Annotated in this window: 13 protein-coding genes, 2 pseudogenes and 1 riboswitch; of the genes and pseudogenes, 8 read left to right on the forward strand and 7 right to left on the reverse strand. The window is 38.2% G+C overall.

Annotated elements, in window-relative coordinates; translation table 11 throughout:
• Window positions 1-778 precede the first annotated feature (778 nt).
• The 6 genes and pseudogenes from AC4G3L_RS12220 to AC4G3L_RS12245 all read right to left on the reverse strand — a co-directional run.
• A pseudogene (locus AC4G3L_RS12220) lies at window positions 779-931 on the reverse strand (hypothetical protein); the annotation flags it as partial.
• Window positions 932-947: 16 nt separating this feature from the next.
• A pseudogene (locus AC4G3L_RS12225) lies at window positions 948-1,158 on the reverse strand (response regulator); the annotation flags it as partial.
• A 194-nt stretch (window positions 1,159-1,352) separates the two neighbouring features.
• Window positions 1,353-2,177 (reverse strand): undecaprenyl-diphosphate phosphatase, encoded by an 825-nt coding sequence (locus AC4G3L_RS12230; protein ID WP_491077263.1) that lies wholly within the window; start codon window positions 2,175-2,177, stop codon window positions 1,353-1,355.
• 431 nt (window positions 2,178-2,608) lie between these two features.
• The gene (locus AC4G3L_RS12235) at window positions 2,609-3,337 is read right to left on the reverse strand and encodes an amino acid ABC transporter ATP-binding protein (RefSeq protein WP_491077264.1); all 729 of its coding nucleotides are present in this window, start codon (window positions 3,335-3,337) and stop codon (window positions 2,609-2,611) included.
• On the reverse strand, window positions 3,324-4,769 hold the full coding sequence (locus AC4G3L_RS12240) for an amino acid ABC transporter substrate-binding protein/permease (protein WP_491077265.1): 1,446 nt from the start codon (window positions 4,767-4,769) through the stop codon (window positions 3,324-3,326). The genes AC4G3L_RS12235 and AC4G3L_RS12240 overlap by 14 nt, the downstream gene beginning before the upstream one ends.
• Window positions 4,770-5,645: 876 nt before the next feature.
• The gene (locus AC4G3L_RS12245) at window positions 5,646-7,328 is read right to left on the reverse strand and encodes a hypothetical protein (RefSeq protein WP_491077266.1); all 1,683 of its coding nucleotides are present in this window, start codon (window positions 7,326-7,328) and stop codon (window positions 5,646-5,648) included.
• A 217-nt stretch (window positions 7,329-7,545) separates the two neighbouring features.
• Window positions 7,546-7,657: riboswitch (SAM riboswitch) on the forward strand.
• A 121-nt stretch (window positions 7,658-7,778) separates the two neighbouring features.
• On the opposite strand from AC4G3L_RS12245, the gene AC4G3L_RS12250 reads away from it, so the two are divergent.
• From AC4G3L_RS12250 to AC4G3L_RS12275, 6 genes are all read left to right on the forward strand, one after another.
• Window positions 7,779-8,801, forward strand: coding sequence for a methionine ABC transporter ATP-binding protein (locus tag AC4G3L_RS12250; RefSeq protein WP_491077267.1), 1,023 nt, complete (start codon window positions 7,779-7,781; stop codon window positions 8,799-8,801).
• A gap of 13 nt (window positions 8,802-8,814) precedes the next feature.
• Window positions 8,815-9,465 (forward strand): methionine ABC transporter permease, encoded by a 651-nt coding sequence (locus AC4G3L_RS12255; RefSeq protein WP_491077719.1) that lies wholly within the window; start codon window positions 8,815-8,817, stop codon window positions 9,463-9,465.
• A 17-nt stretch (window positions 9,466-9,482) separates the two neighbouring features.
• Window positions 9,483-10,352 (forward strand): MetQ/NlpA family ABC transporter substrate-binding protein, encoded by an 870-nt coding sequence (locus AC4G3L_RS12260; protein ID WP_491077268.1) that lies wholly within the window; start codon window positions 9,483-9,485, stop codon window positions 10,350-10,352.
• A 57-nt stretch (window positions 10,353-10,409) separates the two neighbouring features.
• Window positions 10,410-11,618 carry a M20 family metallopeptidase gene (locus AC4G3L_RS12265; protein WP_491077269.1) on the forward strand — a complete coding sequence of 403 codons (1,209 nt, stop codon included), beginning with the start codon at window positions 10,410-10,412 and terminating at the stop codon, window positions 11,616-11,618.
• Window positions 11,619-11,805: 187 nt separating this feature from the next.
• Entirely contained in the window at window positions 11,806-12,837 is a 1,032-nt protein-coding gene (gene galE, locus AC4G3L_RS12270; RefSeq protein WP_491077270.1) for a UDP-glucose 4-epimerase GalE, read from the forward strand.
• Between the two features lie 151 nt (window positions 12,838-12,988).
• Complete coding sequence (locus tag AC4G3L_RS12275) at window positions 12,989-13,783, forward strand: carbon-nitrogen family hydrolase (protein WP_491077271.1); 795 nt, start codon at window positions 12,989-12,991, stop codon at window positions 13,781-13,783.
• A 55-nt stretch (window positions 13,784-13,838) separates the two neighbouring features.
• Here AC4G3L_RS12275 and AC4G3L_RS12280 read toward each other — a convergent pair whose 3' ends face one another.
• The gene (locus AC4G3L_RS12280) at window positions 13,839-14,780 is read right to left on the reverse strand and encodes an ABC transporter substrate-binding protein (protein ID WP_491077272.1); all 942 of its coding nucleotides are present in this window, start codon (window positions 14,778-14,780) and stop codon (window positions 13,839-13,841) included.
• A gap of 174 nt (window positions 14,781-14,954) precedes the next feature.
• On the opposite strand from AC4G3L_RS12280, the gene AC4G3L_RS12285 reads away from it, so the two are divergent.
• Window positions 14,955-15,983, forward strand: coding sequence for a FecCD family ABC transporter permease (locus AC4G3L_RS12285; protein ID WP_491077273.1), 1,029 nt, complete (start codon window positions 14,955-14,957; stop codon window positions 15,981-15,983).
• Window positions 15,983-16,984 (forward strand): FecCD family ABC transporter permease, encoded by a 1,002-nt coding sequence (locus AC4G3L_RS12290; protein WP_491077720.1) that lies wholly within the window; start codon window positions 15,983-15,985, stop codon window positions 16,982-16,984. The genes AC4G3L_RS12285 and AC4G3L_RS12290 overlap by 1 nt, the downstream gene beginning before the upstream one ends.
• The last annotated feature ends 15 nt before the right edge of the window (window positions 16,985-16,999 follow it).

Below are 16,999 nucleotides of genomic sequence, written 5' to 3' on the forward strand. Positions count from 1 at the left end.
GATAACTAAACTGTTACATTTTCATTCGCATCTTATTGATACAGTTTGTGAAAAATATCACATAATTTTGATAGTGTTTTCATTGCTTTCACAATCATATTTTCTACACAATACTTGTATACAACTATGTATATCAAGGAATTAATTTAGATTTTTCGTTAGTAACTAGTGAATTATTTCACAAACTTTGCTTTCATTTTCCACTGGACTGTTATAGTTTATTTTTATATACTGTATCTATAAGGTTGAAGATTCAACTAATAAAGATTGCTCATTTTAGAAAGGAGATTGTGAAAATGAAAAGTGTAGTATCAACTTTTGCTCTTAAAACAGGTACATTAATAGTCGTTTATGCAGCTATGCAACTCTTTATGTAATTAGACTATTGGTAATTAAATAAAAAGATTAGAGGAGGAAGCAAGAATGAAAGCATTATCGATTGTATTTGGACTGAAATTTGTAACAATGGCTGTTATGTTGTTTGTATAATGTAATTAACTAAATGCAGGTGTTTGACTAACATCTAAATCAAGGGAGGGTCTGGTCTTATATGAAAGCGATTGTGATAATATTTGCCTCTAAAGCAGCTACTTTAGGAATGGTGTATACTGCATTTCATGCCTTTATCTAAATCAAATAGACAAAGGCGCTTAAAGTATGTACCATAATTTTCATAATCAAAACACAAACGTGTATAGTAATTATCCTCGATTTATTCTCTCCATACTAAAAATGAAAAAAGCTCCGCTATTCAAAGCAAGAGCTTCATAAATCCTTTTTACAAAGATTCTTTTATGATTTTCTTATAATATGTAACAGACAAGATACCAAAAATGGAATAGAACGCTGTATATAATACCATCACGAGTAACATCGGCGTCCAAATATCTGTTCCAAATATGAACTAGCCTGACTTAACCTCAAAATAGCTATCCCAAGTCCAAGTTCGTGCGTCCTAATCAGCCGGCACCAATGGAAACCATCAAATTTAGGCAATTGAATATCAATAAGGACTAAGTCAGGCTGAATATTTGTGAATTCATTAAGTACCTCTCCGAAATCTTGAACGCCATATATTTCATAGGACCATTGTGTTAACCTCTCCTTAATTTCTTTAAAGAGGCTGGTGTCATCTTCTATTAATAAAATTTTAAACATAACCATCACCGTTCTTTGTTTATTAGTATTGCGACTGGCAGAATAGTAACTTAAGCTATTTTGTAGGTAATAGGTGTTTGTCATGTCATGTTCGGGATGTATAAGCTTATTTACATAAATTGTACTATAAAAAATGAGTAGCAAATACAAAAAAGAGAACAAGCATTTATGCTTGTTCTCCTTTTTACTAAGCGTTAGCCAAAGATTATAACGAGGATTCCCACAATGAAACAGTAAATAGAGAAGTACCCCAATTTCCCTTTTTTCATAATATCCATAAACCAGCGCAGTGAAAAATAGGAGGCAATGAGGGAAGCCAGGAATGCCAATGCATAAGGCAGGATCAGCTTTCCTAAATTAGGATCGTTCATCATATCGGATACTGAAAATACCATGCCGCCAAGGCTGATTGGAATATATAAGAAGAATGAGAACTTCAACGCGGTTTCACGATTCATGCCCATCGCCATAGAGGATACGATGGTTGCACCGGATCGGCTGATTCCAGGAATTAAAGCAACAGCCTGTGATAATCCTACAATAATGGCATCCTTAAATGTCAGTTCGCCTTCAGCTTTCCTACCCTCAAAATTACGGATCAGCCATAGGGCAATACCGGTAATAATCAGCGTAAAGCCAATGACACGCACACCTTTAAATATAGAGGCAATCTGATCTTCGAAGAAGAGGCCAATAAAGGCGGCTGGAATTGTAGCTACAATCAGGTAAAGGATGAAATAGAAGTCCTTTTTCATAGCAATGGTTTTATCAGAAACTGTTAAATAGGAAAATCCATTTTTAATCAGCTTCATTAAATCCGCTCGATAAATAAAAATAACAGCCAGCAGGGACGCAAAATTTACAAATAGCTCAAAGCTTAATCCCGGAATGTTAAGTCCGAAAAAATGCTGAAAAATAACCAAGTGACCGCTTGAAGATACAGGGATTGGCTCGGTAAATCCTTGTAGTAATCCTAAAAAGATGAATTTTATTATTTCGAAAAAACTTACTGAATCCATAAGTAACACTCCTACTTTGTGATGAAAATTTAAATTTTTATACTAAAATAATAATAACATTTGCAGATCAGCATGAAACTGGAAAATTCAGAAAGTAGAGTGGGACTAATCATAATGAATATTATTTTACCCTCAACTGAACATTACTATGAAAATCTCTCAGATGGATAGTTCGAGGGTTGAAGGCAAGGGCAGGGTACAAGAGTAAGACTCTAAATAATCGTTTTGTTTATTTATGCATGGAGGATAGGGGAAGGATTGTGAAAAGTGAAAGTCCTTTGCAAATGGTTTATGAAATCAACGTCTGACTTCATCTGGAAGTAACAGTATAAAGCTGCCACAATTTCAGCTAACAAAAAAGGTGGAGAAAAGTAATTACTTTTCTCCACCTTTTAAAGTTAGAGGCTGATGAGAAACAGCCCCTGCTCGTGTTATAAAACTTTATCAAGAAAATCCTGGGTACGTTCATGTTGTGGATTAGAGAAGATTTCTTCAGGTGTTCCTCGTTCCACAACATAACCGCCATCCATAAAGATAACCTGATCGGCTACTTCACGGGCAAAGCCCATTTCGTGGGTTACAATGACCATGGTCATTCCTTCCTGAGCCAGTTGTTTAATAACATTCAGAACCTCACCGACCATTTCAGGGTCAAGTGCGCTTGTAGGCTCATCAAATAACATAATGTCAGGGTTCATGGCAAGAGCTCGTGCAATTGCTACACGCTGTTTCTGGCCCCCGGACAATTGGGCCGGCATAGCATTGGCTTTATCTTCAAGGCCAACGCGGGCTAATAGCTTTAGGCCTGTCTTTTTAGCTTCTTCTTTGGTAGCTTTATTCAGCTCAATTGGAGCTAAAGTAATATTATCCAGTACAGTCATATGAGGGAAGAGATTGAAATGCTGGAACACCATTCCGATATTTTCCCTAACCTTATTGATGTCTGTATTCTTATCCGTTAAATTTTTATTATCAATCGTCACTTCGCCTTCATTTACTTCTTCAAGTAAATTGAGGCAGCGTAATAAAGTACTTTTACCGGATCCGGAAGGGCCGATTAAACAAACAACTTCGCCTTCTTTAACTTCAAGACTGATATCTTTTAGTACTTCCAGCTTCCCGTATGATTTTTTTAAGCCTTTTACTTTAAGCTTTCCCATTTTGGATCTTCCTTTCCATACGGTTTGATACCTTAGTCAATATCATAATAATGATAAAGTAGATTAAACCTACAATCAGCCACATTTGGAAGGACTCCAGATTTCTGGCAATGATGATTTTTCCGCTTTGCGTCAGTTCATTGATACCAATGATAGATAGGATAGAGGTATCTTTTAATGTAATAATAAACTGGTTAATGATAGACGGAATCATTAAACGGATCGCTTGTGGAAGGATAACCTTTGCCATGGCCTTTTTATAAGGAAGACCAAGGCTTCGGGCAGCTTCCATTTGTCCTTTATCGACGGATTCGATACCGCCGCGTACAATTTCAGCCATATAGGCACCAGCATTTAAACTTAATGTAATGATACCGGCAGCGACTGCGGATATCCGGAAGTCAAGTGCTGCAGGGATACCAAAATAGATAAAGAAAGCTTGAACAATTAGTGGGGTTCCTCTAAAGATATCTACGTAAATGACTCCAATTGCTCTTAAGACTTTTAGATGGGACACACGGAATAGACCAAATATAATTCCCAATATACATGCGATAATGAGAGACACGACCGTTAAAATCAGGGTCATTTGAAGCCCTTTTAACAGACTTGGCATGCTTGATTCTAATAGGCCGAAGAAACCATTATCGGTATCCGTACTTTTTTCTGCTTTCAAGTACTTATCCATGATTTTTTGATATTCGCCGGATTCTTTCAGATTAGCAAGCCCTGTATTGAATTTCTCAAGCAATTCAGGGTCTTGTCCCTTAGATACGGCAAATCCATAGGATCCGCCTTTTTCTTTTTCCGTTACGATTTCTAATCCATTTCCTTGTGTAACTCCGTATGCTAAGACAGGGTAATCATCAAAAACTGCTGCAGAATTTCCTGTTTTAACATCATCATACATATTGGCTGAATCATCGTAGGTTACTGTTTTAAAACCATATTTATCTTTTATGGTGTCTGCAAAACTGGCACCCTCTGTACCTGTTTTAACAGCTACTCTTTTTCCCTTTAAATCTTCATATGATTTAATCTCTTCATTACCCTCGGCAACCGCCATGACTACACCAGATTCAAAGTAGGGATCGGAGAAATCAAATTTCTGTTTTCTTTCATCTGTTATACTCATTCCGGCAATAACGCCGTCAACTTGTTTGGACTCAAGAGCTTGTACAGCAGCATTAAAACCAAGCGGTTTAATTTCTACTTCAAATCCTTGATTTTCAGCTATAGCCTTTAATAAGTCGATATCAATACCGACAAACTCACCATTCGTCTCTTGAAATTCAAATGGTGCGAATGTGATATCTGTTGCAATTTCATATTTTTTTCCTTCTGCTTTTGTGTCTAAAGCAGGGAATATAAATGAAGCAATCATGATCATAGTCATTGTAAATAAAAGTGTGAATTTTGAAAATCTCTTCATTATGAGCCTCCTTTGTATAAAAACGTTTAAAAACCCTCTATTGCCCAATGAATGGGATAAAAGGGATGATGAATCTTATCACAAATTGTGTATCTCTATGAGTATATATAAAAATACGGTTTTTTTGCAACGGATACTTTCCAAATAATATTAGATTACTATAAGATTTCCTTTAAATTTTGTGGAGAAGTAGATAAAAAAAGGATGGAGAGTCGAAAGAACGCGTTAGTATATTCTTACTTAATCTAATAAAATAAATAGAACTTTGTAAATGGAAAGTACTTCCGAAATGTTATGTAGGAAATAATCTGAAACGTACTTTTACATGTGTTTATGCTTAATAAAATAGATGAAAGGCACCTAAAAATATTTCTGATTTCACATGTTAAAGGCAGGCTTGTTTACAATTACAATGCTATAAAAATGTTCCCTTTTACACGAGAACAAAACGAGTCCAAGATAGGCTAAGATATATGCATTATATAGTTTATTTGCATGTAATGCACTGCCATAGCCTTCTTACCGTTCAAGTTTTACTTGCGGGATATAGTTAGATAAATCAACTGCGTCACCAATGGAGAAATCCAAAGTCTATATTCGCTGAGGCTTTATCTCCAGCTTTGTTTTTATATCACCCTCAAACCTTTATCCGTTATTGATATTTCCCACTACAATAATCAGCCAAAAGACCTGTCTGTCTCTTAATAAATGTATACGCTTCTTATTATGAGTATTTAAGACTAACTTTATTTACCCTATTTAATACGATGTCTAACACTTTATTTAAGAATAATGATTAATGAGAATAAATCATATTATAGACAGAGAAAAATAGATCAAACCCGAATGGGGATGATCTATTTTATCGTTTATTTTTTATTGTAAATTCTTAATCATAATACTATTTACAGGTAAGAAGTTTTCTCCAGTATCCAAATAGGTAATAGCAACCTGATCATTCTCCTGTAAGTAAATAATCAAAGGGTCCTTTTCAGAGGACATATTGTAGCTTTGTCCGTTGTCCAGGAGGAAAGAAACGACGGTATACTCACCTGATTTTTCCTTATAGACTCTGACAACTTTCCCGTCGGTTTTTTTCTCCTCACTCGTGGAAGTGCCATTGACCGTTCCCCCGCCTTTTTGAAGCGCTGTTTTAAAGAGTTTCAGGGCCTCGTTTGGAGTAGAACCATAGGCAGTTATTTCAGGATTAGCTGCAGATGCAATGAAATAATTTTGCAAAAATCCATTGGAATCGAGCACGCCCGTCAACCAACTAGCCTCACCATAGAAATTATAGATGATTGGCATACTTCCTTCCCATTTCTTTTCTATAAATTTCTTCTCGATAATTTGCAGGGCACCCTGCGAATCCATATAGGATTCTTCCATATTGCCTGTATAATAGACGGCTTTACCCGTTCTGGAATTTGTGAGCGCATAACCCAGCATAGAATCTACGCCTTCTTTAGGGCTGGTGAAGTCAGTAAAATAATACATTTCTCCATTTTCATCAAAGATTGGACTTACATTAGCTTCAGTGCCTTCATCTGATGGGAGTTTTACATCTGATTTTCCGAACAGGCTATTCCAAAATCCATGCACATAATTTCCATAATAGCTGTTTTGTGTACTGACAACTTCAGGGGCCACTGCTCCATCTATGAATTCAGGTGTGTCAGACAATGAATAGGAATTAGATTTCCCGGTTTTGGCATCCATCACCACAACACCTTTCACCTTGAAACCATTTCTGGCAGACACAAAATCACCATAAGAGCGAATATAAAAAGGTGCCCCGTTATCATCTATTTCAAGCTGGGCATCACCGTAGAATATATACGATGGATACTGCAGGCGTATACGACGTTCAGTTTCTTTGTTAAAGAAAGCCGAGGGAGTATAACGCATGTCTGCTTCAACAAATTTAGGATTAGCTGAAGAGTCTGTAGCGCTCAGCATAAAGTATCCGGGAGTTTCTTTCCCTTTTAACCATTTGAAAAATCCGGAAAATTCAACCGGAGCAATATAAACATACTCACCATTCACTTTTTGGATTTGCAAATTCCCTAATTCATAGTAACTCGTATTAGGCACCTGTCCAAACGCTTTTTTCATTTTATTACGTGCGTATTGAGGTGGTACGCTGGCGGGTGTTTTCTTCTCGTCAAATGTTTGAATTTCTTCTTTGACATCCATTTTGGCGATCTTAAACTTTTCATCGGCATTGAACAGAAAGGCTGTTAAAAAGTAGAGTCCGACAAGCAAACTAAGAGCTAATAAAACACCTTTAATCTTTCTCTCTATACCTGTAGCAAGCAGTGAACCCAACAAGGTTAGTATGATTACCAAAATCCACAGAGAAGAAATCGTTTGATCCAATAAGGTGAAGTAATAAAATAAGAATGCCCCTATCGTAATCAGTGCAGCTAAACTGATGAAAACATGCAGTTTTGTTTTTCCCGTCATATGGATATGTAATTTTTCGTTATTTTTGAATGGCACTAGAATAAGTGCCGATATAATCCCAATGATGATGGAATAGATGAAGATGTTTCCCACTAGTTAACCCCCTCTGGTTTTTTATGTAAATTCTCTTATTAACCTATACGATTGAAAAGCTGTAATGATTCATTAATCGTATAGAATCATCAAAATAGTATTGAGGATATTTATAGTATAATACAAAATTAATTGTAATTTCAGAAAATTGTAATTGACATTAGCAAACAGGTTAGGATATAGTTGGAAACATCAAATTTAATTGAATAGTAAGCGATTCTTATCGAGAGAAGTGGAGGGATTTGGCCCTATGAAACTTCGGCAGCGGATTTTTACTTAGGTAAAAATACTGTGCTAAATCCAACAAACGACTGTTTGAAAGATAAGAAGAAGCCTAACCGGACATATTACTAATCACTTTTATGTATATGTTCCATATAAAGCCTCTTCTGTCTAATGACAGTAGAGGCTTTTTGCATTTCGAATTCCATAAGGCTTGGAGGAGAGAACATGATTGAGTTTCAAAACGTAAAAAAAACATACCACGCGAATGGACAGACGGTTGAAGCATTAAATGGGGTTAATATGACAATTGATAAGGGAGATATATATGGCGTCGTAGGATACAGCGGTGCCGGAAAAAGTACTCTTTTGAGGTTGGTTAATATGCTGGAACGACCTACTGAAGGAGAGGTTCTTGTTAACGGTAAATCGTTTACGAAACTAAAATCTAAGGAATTAAGGGCAGAAAAAAAGAAAATTGGGATGATCTTTCAGCATTTCAATTTACTCCAATCCAAAACAGTTTTTAATAATGTGGCAATTCCATTAAGGCTATCCGGGACAGATAAACAAACGATTCAAACCAGAGTCCGAGAGTTACTGGAGTTCGTTGGATTATCAGATAAGGCTCAGAGTTATCCAGAAGAATTGTCAGGTGGACAGAAGCAGAGGGTTGGAATTGCGAGAGCGCTGGCCACAAACCCATCGATTCTGTTATGTGATGAAGCTACATCCGCATTGGATCCACAAACGACAAGTGATGTTTTAAAACTATTGAAAAGAATAAACCGTGAATACAACATAACAATTTTGCTCATTACACATGAGATGTCGGTGATTAAAGAAATTTGTAATAAGGTCGCTGTCATGGAAAATGGAGGAGTGGTTGAACAGGGGTCAGTCCTAGATGTTTTTTCTAAGCCAAAGACGGAGATTGCCAAACGGTTTGTTAGAACGGTAATCCATGATGAAATACCACAAAGCTTTTTGAATTCCTTAAAGGAAAAGAATCCTGCAGTCTGGAAACTCAATTTTTTAGGATCATCTTCAGGTAAGCATCTGCTATCGACAGTGGCCAAAAGCTTTGACGTCCATTTAAGCGTTCTTTCTGCCAATATATCTGAAATACAGGAAACACCTTTCGGCAATCTAATCGTGGAAGTTATAGGAGAAACAGAAGAAATAAGGAAGGCATTCAATTATGTAGCGAATGAAGATGTAATTCTGCAGGAGGTGAAGCTTCATGAATGAACAGTTATGGGGAATGGAAATTACGCTTGAACAATTACTGATCGGTTTCAGTGACACGCTTTATATGGTTTTCTTTTCATTACTATTCTCGGCCATTATCGGATTGCCTTTAGGGATTTTACTTGTTATTACGAGAGAGGGGCATATCCTGGAGAATAAATGGGTGTTTAATATATTAAACTCGATTATCAATATTTTGCGCTCGGTCCCATTCATTATTTTATTGGTAGCTTTGATTCCATTTACAAGATTCGTTGTTGGATCAGCGATTGGGACGAATGCCGCGATTGTCCCGCTTGTATTTTATGCGGGTCCCTACATTGCCAGATTAGTTGAAAATTCATTATTGGAAGTCGATAAGGGGATTATTGAAGCAGCTCAGGCAATGGGCGCGACCGAATGGCAAATTATTTTTCGTTTTTTGATACCAGAGGGACTAAGTTCCCTTATATTAACCTTTACGACGGCAACCATCGGTCTGGTTGGTGCCTCAGCTATGGCAGGGGCGGTAGGAGCAGGAGGTGTAGGAGATCTTGCTCTCACATATGGTTATCAGAGATTTGACACGATCACCATGATCGTAACGGTAGCCGCATTGGTGATCATTGTGCAGCTTTTACAAACTACAGGCAATACGCTGGCAAGAAAAATAAGAAGACGATAAAGAAGGAGATGGACCGAATGAAAAAATTATTTCTTACTTGTTTAGTAATAGTATTCACAATCGTAACAGCAGCATGTGGAAGTGATTCAAAAGGGAGTGCAAAAGAAGATAGTTCCACCATTAAGGTAGGGGTAAGCAGTGGGGATACAAGGACATGGGATTATATTGCCGAACTTGCCAAGGAGAAGGGATTAGATATAGAGCTCGTAAAGTTCAGCGATTATATTTTGCCGAACACAGCTTTAAATGATGGCGAAGTAGATGCAAATGCATTCCAGACAATCTCGTACTTTGAAGAGCAAGTTAAGGAGAGGAATTTAGATCTTGAGCCACTAAGTTCTACTGTTATTGCCCCAATGGGAATCTATTCAAATAAATATAAAGATTTGGAGGAACTGCCTGAGGGGGCTACAATCGCTGTTCCTAATGAAGGTACAAATCTTGGCCGGGCATTATTGCTCTTGCAAGAGGCAGGATTCATTACATTAGAAGAAAATTTTGATGGGGTTGGGTCTGTCGATAAAATTAAAACCAATCCTAAAAATATTAAACTTGAACTAGTAGCAGCCGGTAATACACCACGTTTTCTAGAAGATGTAGATGCCTCTATTATTAACAATAACTTTGCTGTTGAAGCAGGGTTAACATTAAAAGATACCTTGTTCCATGAAAGTGCCACTGCTAAACCATACATTAATATCATCGCTGTAAAAAAAGGGGATAAAGATCGCGAAGATTTAAATAAACTGGTGGAAATTTATCATTCAAAAGAAGTAGAGGATTTTATCCATAAAACGTTTAAAGGGAATACGATTCCTGCTTTTGTATCAGTAGAAGAATTGGTTAATTATCAGGATGCTTGGGTTAGCCCGGCTGTGAAGGAATAACCTTAATAGAAAACGCACACATCATGGCAGCTTAATAAAACGAATGGGGGAAGAGAAATGATTAAAAATGAAGGGCGTATTTTCCATAAAGATATAATCAATGGATATTTAGATCAACAGGCTGACGAGTATATAGATATAAGTCATTACATACACGCCAATCCTGAAATAGGGAATGAAGAATTCTTAGCTTCAGAGACACTAACCAGGATATTAAATGAAGCAGACTTTGAGGTCACACGTAATATCGCTGGTCATGAAACAGGCTTTATAGCGAGGAAATCATCATCGAAGCCGGGACCAACGATTGCTTTTCTCGCTGAATATGATGCCCTTCCAGGTCTTGGCCATGCCTGCGGCCATAATATCATCGGTATAACGAGTGTAGCGGCAGGGATTTCACTTGGATTAGTGTTAGAGGAAACAGGCGGAACGGTTCTTGTTTACGGTACACCGGCAGAGGAAGGAGGGGCAAATGGCAGTGCTAAGGGAAGTTATGTGAAGCATGGATTATTTGAAGGAGTGGATGCGGCGATTTTAATTCATCCATCAGGGCAGACCAGAACGACTAGGCCGTTTTTGGCTGTCAATCCTCTTGATTTTAAATTTTACGGTAAAGCTGCTCATGCTGCAGCTGCTCCGGAGGAAGGAATCAATGCTCTTGATGCAGTCATTCAGTTATTCAATGGGATTGGAGCCTTAAGGCAGCAATTACCGACTGATATCAGGATTCATGGCATTATTCCAGAAGGAGGAGATGCACCTAATATCATTCCTGATTATGCTTCTGCAAGATTTTATATAAGGGCTCCAACATGGAAGAGATGCGAAGAAATTTCGGAAAGGATTATTCAGATTGCCAAAGGTGCGGCATTGGCAACAGGAGCCCAAGTAAAGATCAATCGATTTCAAAATGAAGTTCATGATTTCGTACTAAACTCGACTCTCGATGATGTCTTAAGGGAGGAACTGGCTGCTCTTGGGGAAGATGTTGTAAAGGGTGCGCGGAATGCATCCGGTTCGACAGATGCAGGCAATGTGAGCCATGTTGTACCAACAGCCCATCCTTATATAAAAATTGGTCCGGATGATCTCATAGCTCATACAAAGGAGTTTAGAGATTGCGCTGTGTCAGAAAAAGGAGATGTAGCCATCCTTACAGGTGCAAAAGCATTAGCCAATACCGGCTATCGGCTTCTAACAGATCAGGCGTTACTTAGGAAGATTAAAGAGGAATTTCTTAAAGCTAAAGGGAAAGAGTCCTAAAGAGCCTTCAGATGAAGGCCTAATAAGAACCCATTCATGGTTTAATAAAATGAACTCTACTGTCTAATGCTGTTTTGGTGATTGGAATTTTTAGGGAAAATAAATACCATTTAACCCAAAATAAGGTAAAATTATCTTGTAGGACTTTCGAAATACCAATCGTGAAAAACAGGGGAGTAGATCATGGATGGCAATACTCATTACAGGCGGTGCCGGTTATATAGGCAGCCATGCGGCTGTTGAATTTTTAAAAGCGGGTTATGAGATTGTGGTTTTGGATAATTTGTCGAATAGTCATATAGAAGTAATTGAAAGAGTTAAAGATTTGACTGAGAGAGAATTTCCGTTTTATGAAATTGATTTATTAGATGTTGAGGCAGTTGAGCAACTGTTTATCAAATACGATATTGATTCAGTTGTTCATTTTGCCGGCTTAAAAGCGGTTGGTGAGTCTGTTTCGATCCCTCTTAAATATTATGATAATAATATAACAGGTACGATAAAGTTATGTGAAATAATGGCGAAGTATCATGTGAAAAAGCTGGTGTTTAGCTCCTCTGCCACGGTGTATGGCATGCCGAATCTTGTACCGGTTGACGAGATCTTTCCCTTATCGGCAACAAATCCATATGGTCGTACAAAATTAATGATAGAGGAAATTCTGCGTGATTTGCATGTTTCCGATTCGTCATGGAGTATCGCTTTACTCAGGTATTTCAACCCTATTGGCGCACATGAAACAGGAAAAATCGGCGAGAATCCGAGTGGTATTCCCAATAATTTAATGCCTTATATTACTCAGGTCGCTATTGGTAAAAGAGATCACTTATTAGTGTTTGGCGGCGATTATGACACCCATGACGGCACGGGTGTCCGTGACTATATTCATGTAGTCGATTTAGTGAAGGGCCATCTGAGTGCATTGCAGTATTTGGATAGGAAGTCAGGGGTAGAAGCATTTAACCTTGGGACAGGAAACGGATACAGCGTTCTTGATCTAGTGAACGCATTCGAAAAAGTCAATGGAAAGAAAATTCCGTACGAAGTGGTGGAAAGAAGACCTGGGGATATAGCTGTTTGTTATGCTGATGTTGATAAGGCAGCAAATCTTTTAGGCTGGAAAGCCGAAAAAAGTCTGACAGATATGTGTGCGGATTCATGGAAATGGCAAATACAAAACCCGAATGGATACAAACAGATGATTAAACAAACTTATTAAAGAGGATTTGAGTCGAAGGAGAATCGATTCCATTTATTATAACCGCTATAGTTTGAACGACCCATTGTTTTTCTGGCACTGGCCCCTTATATAGCAATAAAGTTGATATCATCCATGCATTCCAATACCCTTCTAGATAAATGAGGAAGAGGTGGAGTTATTGAAAATAGCCTGTGTACAAATAGATATCAAATTTGCAAAGCCTTGTGAAAATTTCAACCGTGTAAAGGATTCTATAATAGAAGCTGCCCATAATGGAGCAGAATGTATTGTATTACCTGAAATGTGGAATATAGGCTATGCCCTGCAGCAGTTGGAGGAACTTGCAGATCCTGATGGTGAGGAAACAAAGAGAATGCTTTCTTCATTGGCATCAAAGTACAGTGTCTATATTGTCGGCGGCTCAGTAGCTGTGAAAACATCGAAGGGGTATTTTAATAGAATGTATGTGTTTAGCCGTTCTGGAGAGGTCCTATCAGAGTATGATAAAGTGCATCTTTTTAACGTGATGGATGAACATCTCTACCTTAAAGCAGGACAAAAGGAAAATATATTTATGATGGATGGGAATCTTTGCGGCGGTTTGATTTGCTATGATATTCGCTTTCCGGAATGGGTCCGGAAGCATGCTTTAGCAGGAGCGAAATTACTGTTCGTAGCAGCAGAATGGCCGGAAATGAGAGTAGACCATTGGATAACACTTTTAAAGGCACGCGCCATTGAAAATCAGCTATTCATTATTGCGGTCAACCGGGTGGGGAAAGATCCTCATAATACATTCGCCGGTCATTCCATCGTCATCGGGCCATGGGGTGATACGATCACAACCGGGGATACAGAGGAATGTATCCTGTATGCTGAATTAAATATACAGGAAGTAGATCAGGTCAGATCACGCATCTCTGTCTTTAAGGATCGCAGAGAGAACCTTTATGAAAGGAAATAGAATCCGGACTTATAATAAAAAGGAGACTCTTCCTAAAAAGAGCCTCCTTTATTTATTATTTATTTAAAGATTCTAAAACAAGATCAATTGTTTTATCATTGGCCGTTTTGGCATTCATGGTCCAGTTTGAGGAATCCTCAAACATATAAACATTCCCTTTTTGGACAGCCGGAATGGATTTATAAATAGAGCTGTTTTCCAATGTTTCGATCCCTGCCTCACCACTCGCCGCAGCGATAAAGAGGTGATCTGCATCTAAATCTGCCAACGCTTCGAGTGAAGTGGCTTGCCATGTTTCCTGAGCTTCACCAAGTTCACTAATAAAAGTAGGCATCTTAAATCCTAAATCATTATAAAGAACGTTTGAAGCGTATCGGTCTCCTTCGAATACAAAGTACTGGCCGCCAGTTACCCAAATAAGAGCGGCAGATTCATCTCCGATTTTCTCACCGATAGTTGATTTAGCTTCTGCAGCTTTATCTTCATAGCTTTGAATCGCTGCTTTGGCTTGATCTTCTTTATCGAATAACTTGCCCATCTTTGTCAATAATGTTTTCCAGTCAGAAGTGTCTTCTTTCTCAAATACATATGTTGGAGCAACCTTTTTATATTCCTCGTATTGCCCTTCCTGAATAGCAGCTTCGGATTCAAACAAAATTAAGTCTGGATCTGCTTCAATGACATCTTCAATTGGCATATCCCAACCAATTAATGGAACATCTTTTAAATCATCTTGTAAATATCCATGAACAGATGTACCAATTGACCACTGAGCAGCCGGTGTAATGCCTAGAGTAACTAAATAATCCTCTAAATTAGGTGCAAGAATCCGTTTAGGGTCTGCTGGAAAGTTCATTTCACCGATTGCATCTGTAACCGTCTTAGCTGACTTCTCTGTGTCAGCAGAATCATTATTCTTTGAGCCGCAGGCTGCAAGCACTAACACAGTACAAAGCATCAACACGAGAAGACGTGTGTATTTATTATTTATTACCATTGCCATATCCTCCTGTAGTATGTAGAATAAATTCATCGTAAATAATGATAATCATTCTCACTTATAGAGTCAATGGAAATTTCATACCTATCTGTTTTGTGGTAATAATAGAAAGGTATATTCCATTAGATTGCTTATTATAATGAGAAAAGATTTTTTAAGGACTGAACGTAAGTGCAGAAGAATGAAAATAAATATAATCCGTTTCAAAGGAAACGATTTAGTATAATTCTAACTATGTCTTTTTTATTACTTTTGGTCATCTTTTTTGCTTCGTTAATAATAGGGACAAAAACGATAGACTTTTCTATAGTATGGGAAGCGTTGATTCATCGTCATCCAGATAATGTGACCCATCAGATTATTTGGGAAATCCGGCTGCCGCGGGCACTTATGGCCATCTTGGTCGGTGCATTCTTAGCCGTTTCCGGTGCTGTTATGCAAGCATTAACACGTAATCCGCTGGCTGAGCCATCCCTTTTGGGAGTATCAAATGGGGCGGCATTCGCCTTAGTTTTATCATTAACGATTTTCTCTGGATTATCCATAATGGGTTCAATCATCGCTTCCATGATTGGAGCAGGATTGGCTGTTTTATTAGTATTTTCGTTATCTGCCTTATCCAGAGGAGGGGCTACACCAGTAAAGCTAGCTTTAGCAGGTATGGCCACCGGGATGTTTTTAAGTTCTCTAACAACCAGTATGGCTTTATATTTTGATGTCACCAAAAATATTAGCTACTGGTATGCAGGAGACTTAGCTAATAGCCAGTGGCAGGAAGTAAAAATAGTAGCGGTAGTTGGATTGATAGGATTACCAATTTTATTCACCATCGCACATTCGTTAACCTTATTATCGCTAGGTACTGATGTGACGAAGGGGCTTGGGATTAACATTAAGCTAGTGCATGCACTAGGAATTATTGTTATTCTATTGCTTACTGGAAGTTCGGTTGCAGTCTCTGGAACGATTGGGTTTATCGGCTTGGTCATTCCCCATATTACAAGGATGATCATTGGGGTTGATTATAGAAAATTACTGCCTCTTACAGCAGTTTTGGGCAGTGTTTTGCTATTATTGGCTGATGTTGTCTCAAGAATAATCAATCCTCCTTATGAAACTCCTGTTGGCGTAATGACAGCACTTATAGGAGTCCCTTTCTTCCTGTACCTTGTCCGCAGTGAAGGGAGACAATTGTTTTGATGAAAAGTACAAAATTGATGAGAGTGTGGACAGCCCTGTTCGTGCTCATAGTAATCGTCTGTTTACTTAGCTTGAATATAGGAACAGTTAGTATTTCACCTGCAGAAGTCTGGCAAACGATAATCGGAAATGGGACTGCTAAGCAAGAGCTTGTTTTGTTTGAAATCCGTTTGCCAGCTATTGTATTGGCTATACTTGTGGGAGCCGGAATGGCTATATCTGGTTCGGTATTGCAAACAGTAACCCAGAATGAACTGGCTGAGCCTGGAATTTTAGGCATTAATGCTGGAGCTGGATTGGCTGTATTAATTTATATTACTGTATTTCAATCTACCATTAGTAGCCAGAGCCAAATAGGTACATTTATGATGCCTTTATTTGCTTTTGCCGGGGCTTTACTTACAGCTGTGTTAATAGTAGCTTTATCATGGAGAAAAGGGATGGATACGATTCGTCTTCTTTTAGTTGGAATTGGCATTAATGCCGGTTTCGCAGCTATTATAACAGCAATGCAGCTTCGACTAAATCCTCATGATTTTATGAAAGCGATGGTGTGGTTGTCCGGAGACCTTTGGGCTACACAGTGGAAATATGTATGGGCCTTGCTGCCATGGTTTTTAATCCTGATTCCTTTTATCATATATAAATCACACACACTGAATGTATTGAATCTTGGCAGCCAAATATCTACAGGGTTGGGTATTCGTACAGAAAAAGAAAGTTTAATTTTAGTTGGAGCTGCTGTTGCTTTGGCAGGATTGGGTGTGACAGTTGGTGGAGGAATTGCTTTCCTTGGTCTGATCGCACCTCACATTGCAAGGAAGCTTGTTGGGCCCAAACATGGGGCATTCTTACCTACTGCAGCAATGATTGGAGCTTTTATTTTGCTGCTGGCAGATATGCTGGGGGGAAATTTGCTCAGAGTAGATATTCCTTCAGGGGTTGTCGTCTCCGTCATTAGTGCTCCGTATTTTATTTATCTTCTAATGAAGTCAAAGTAGGGGAGGGTGAAACTT

The sequence above is a fragment of the Bacillus sp. z33 genome, from assembly GCF_058313615.1.

Excerpts from the sequence above, each read along its gene's own strand:
- AC4G3L_RS12290 (WP_491077720.1), top strand. The coding sequence starts at position 15,983 with ATGAAAAGTACAAAATTGATGAGAGTGTGGACAGCCCTGTTCGTGCTC.
- AC4G3L_RS12240 (WP_491077265.1), bottom strand. The coding sequence starts at position 4,769 with ATGAAGAGATTTTCAAAATTCACACTTTTATTTACAATGACTATGATC.
- AC4G3L_RS12230 (WP_491077263.1), bottom strand. The coding sequence starts at position 2,177 with ATGGATTCAGTAAGTTTTTTCGAAATAATAAAATTCATCTTTTTAGGA.
- AC4G3L_RS12260 (WP_491077268.1), top strand. The coding sequence starts at position 9,483 with ATGAAAAAATTATTTCTTACTTGTTTAGTAATAGTATTCACAATCGTA.
- AC4G3L_RS12280 (WP_491077272.1), bottom strand. The coding sequence starts at position 14,780 with ATGGTAATAAATAATAAATACACACGTCTTCTCGTGTTGATGCTTTGT.
- AC4G3L_RS12250 (WP_491077267.1), top strand. The coding sequence starts at position 7,779 with ATGATTGAGTTTCAAAACGTAAAAAAAACATACCACGCGAATGGACAG.
- galE (WP_491077270.1), top strand. The coding sequence starts at position 11,806 with ATGGCAATACTCATTACAGGCGGTGCCGGTTATATAGGCAGCCATGCG.
- AC4G3L_RS12265 (WP_491077269.1), top strand. The coding sequence starts at position 10,410 with ATGATTAAAAATGAAGGGCGTATTTTCCATAAAGATATAATCAATGGA.
- AC4G3L_RS12235 (WP_491077264.1), bottom strand. The coding sequence starts at position 3,337 with ATGGGAAAGCTTAAAGTAAAAGGCTTAAAAAAATCATACGGGAAGCTG.
- AC4G3L_RS12255 (WP_491077719.1), top strand. The coding sequence starts at position 8,815 with ATGGAAATTACGCTTGAACAATTACTGATCGGTTTCAGTGACACGCTT.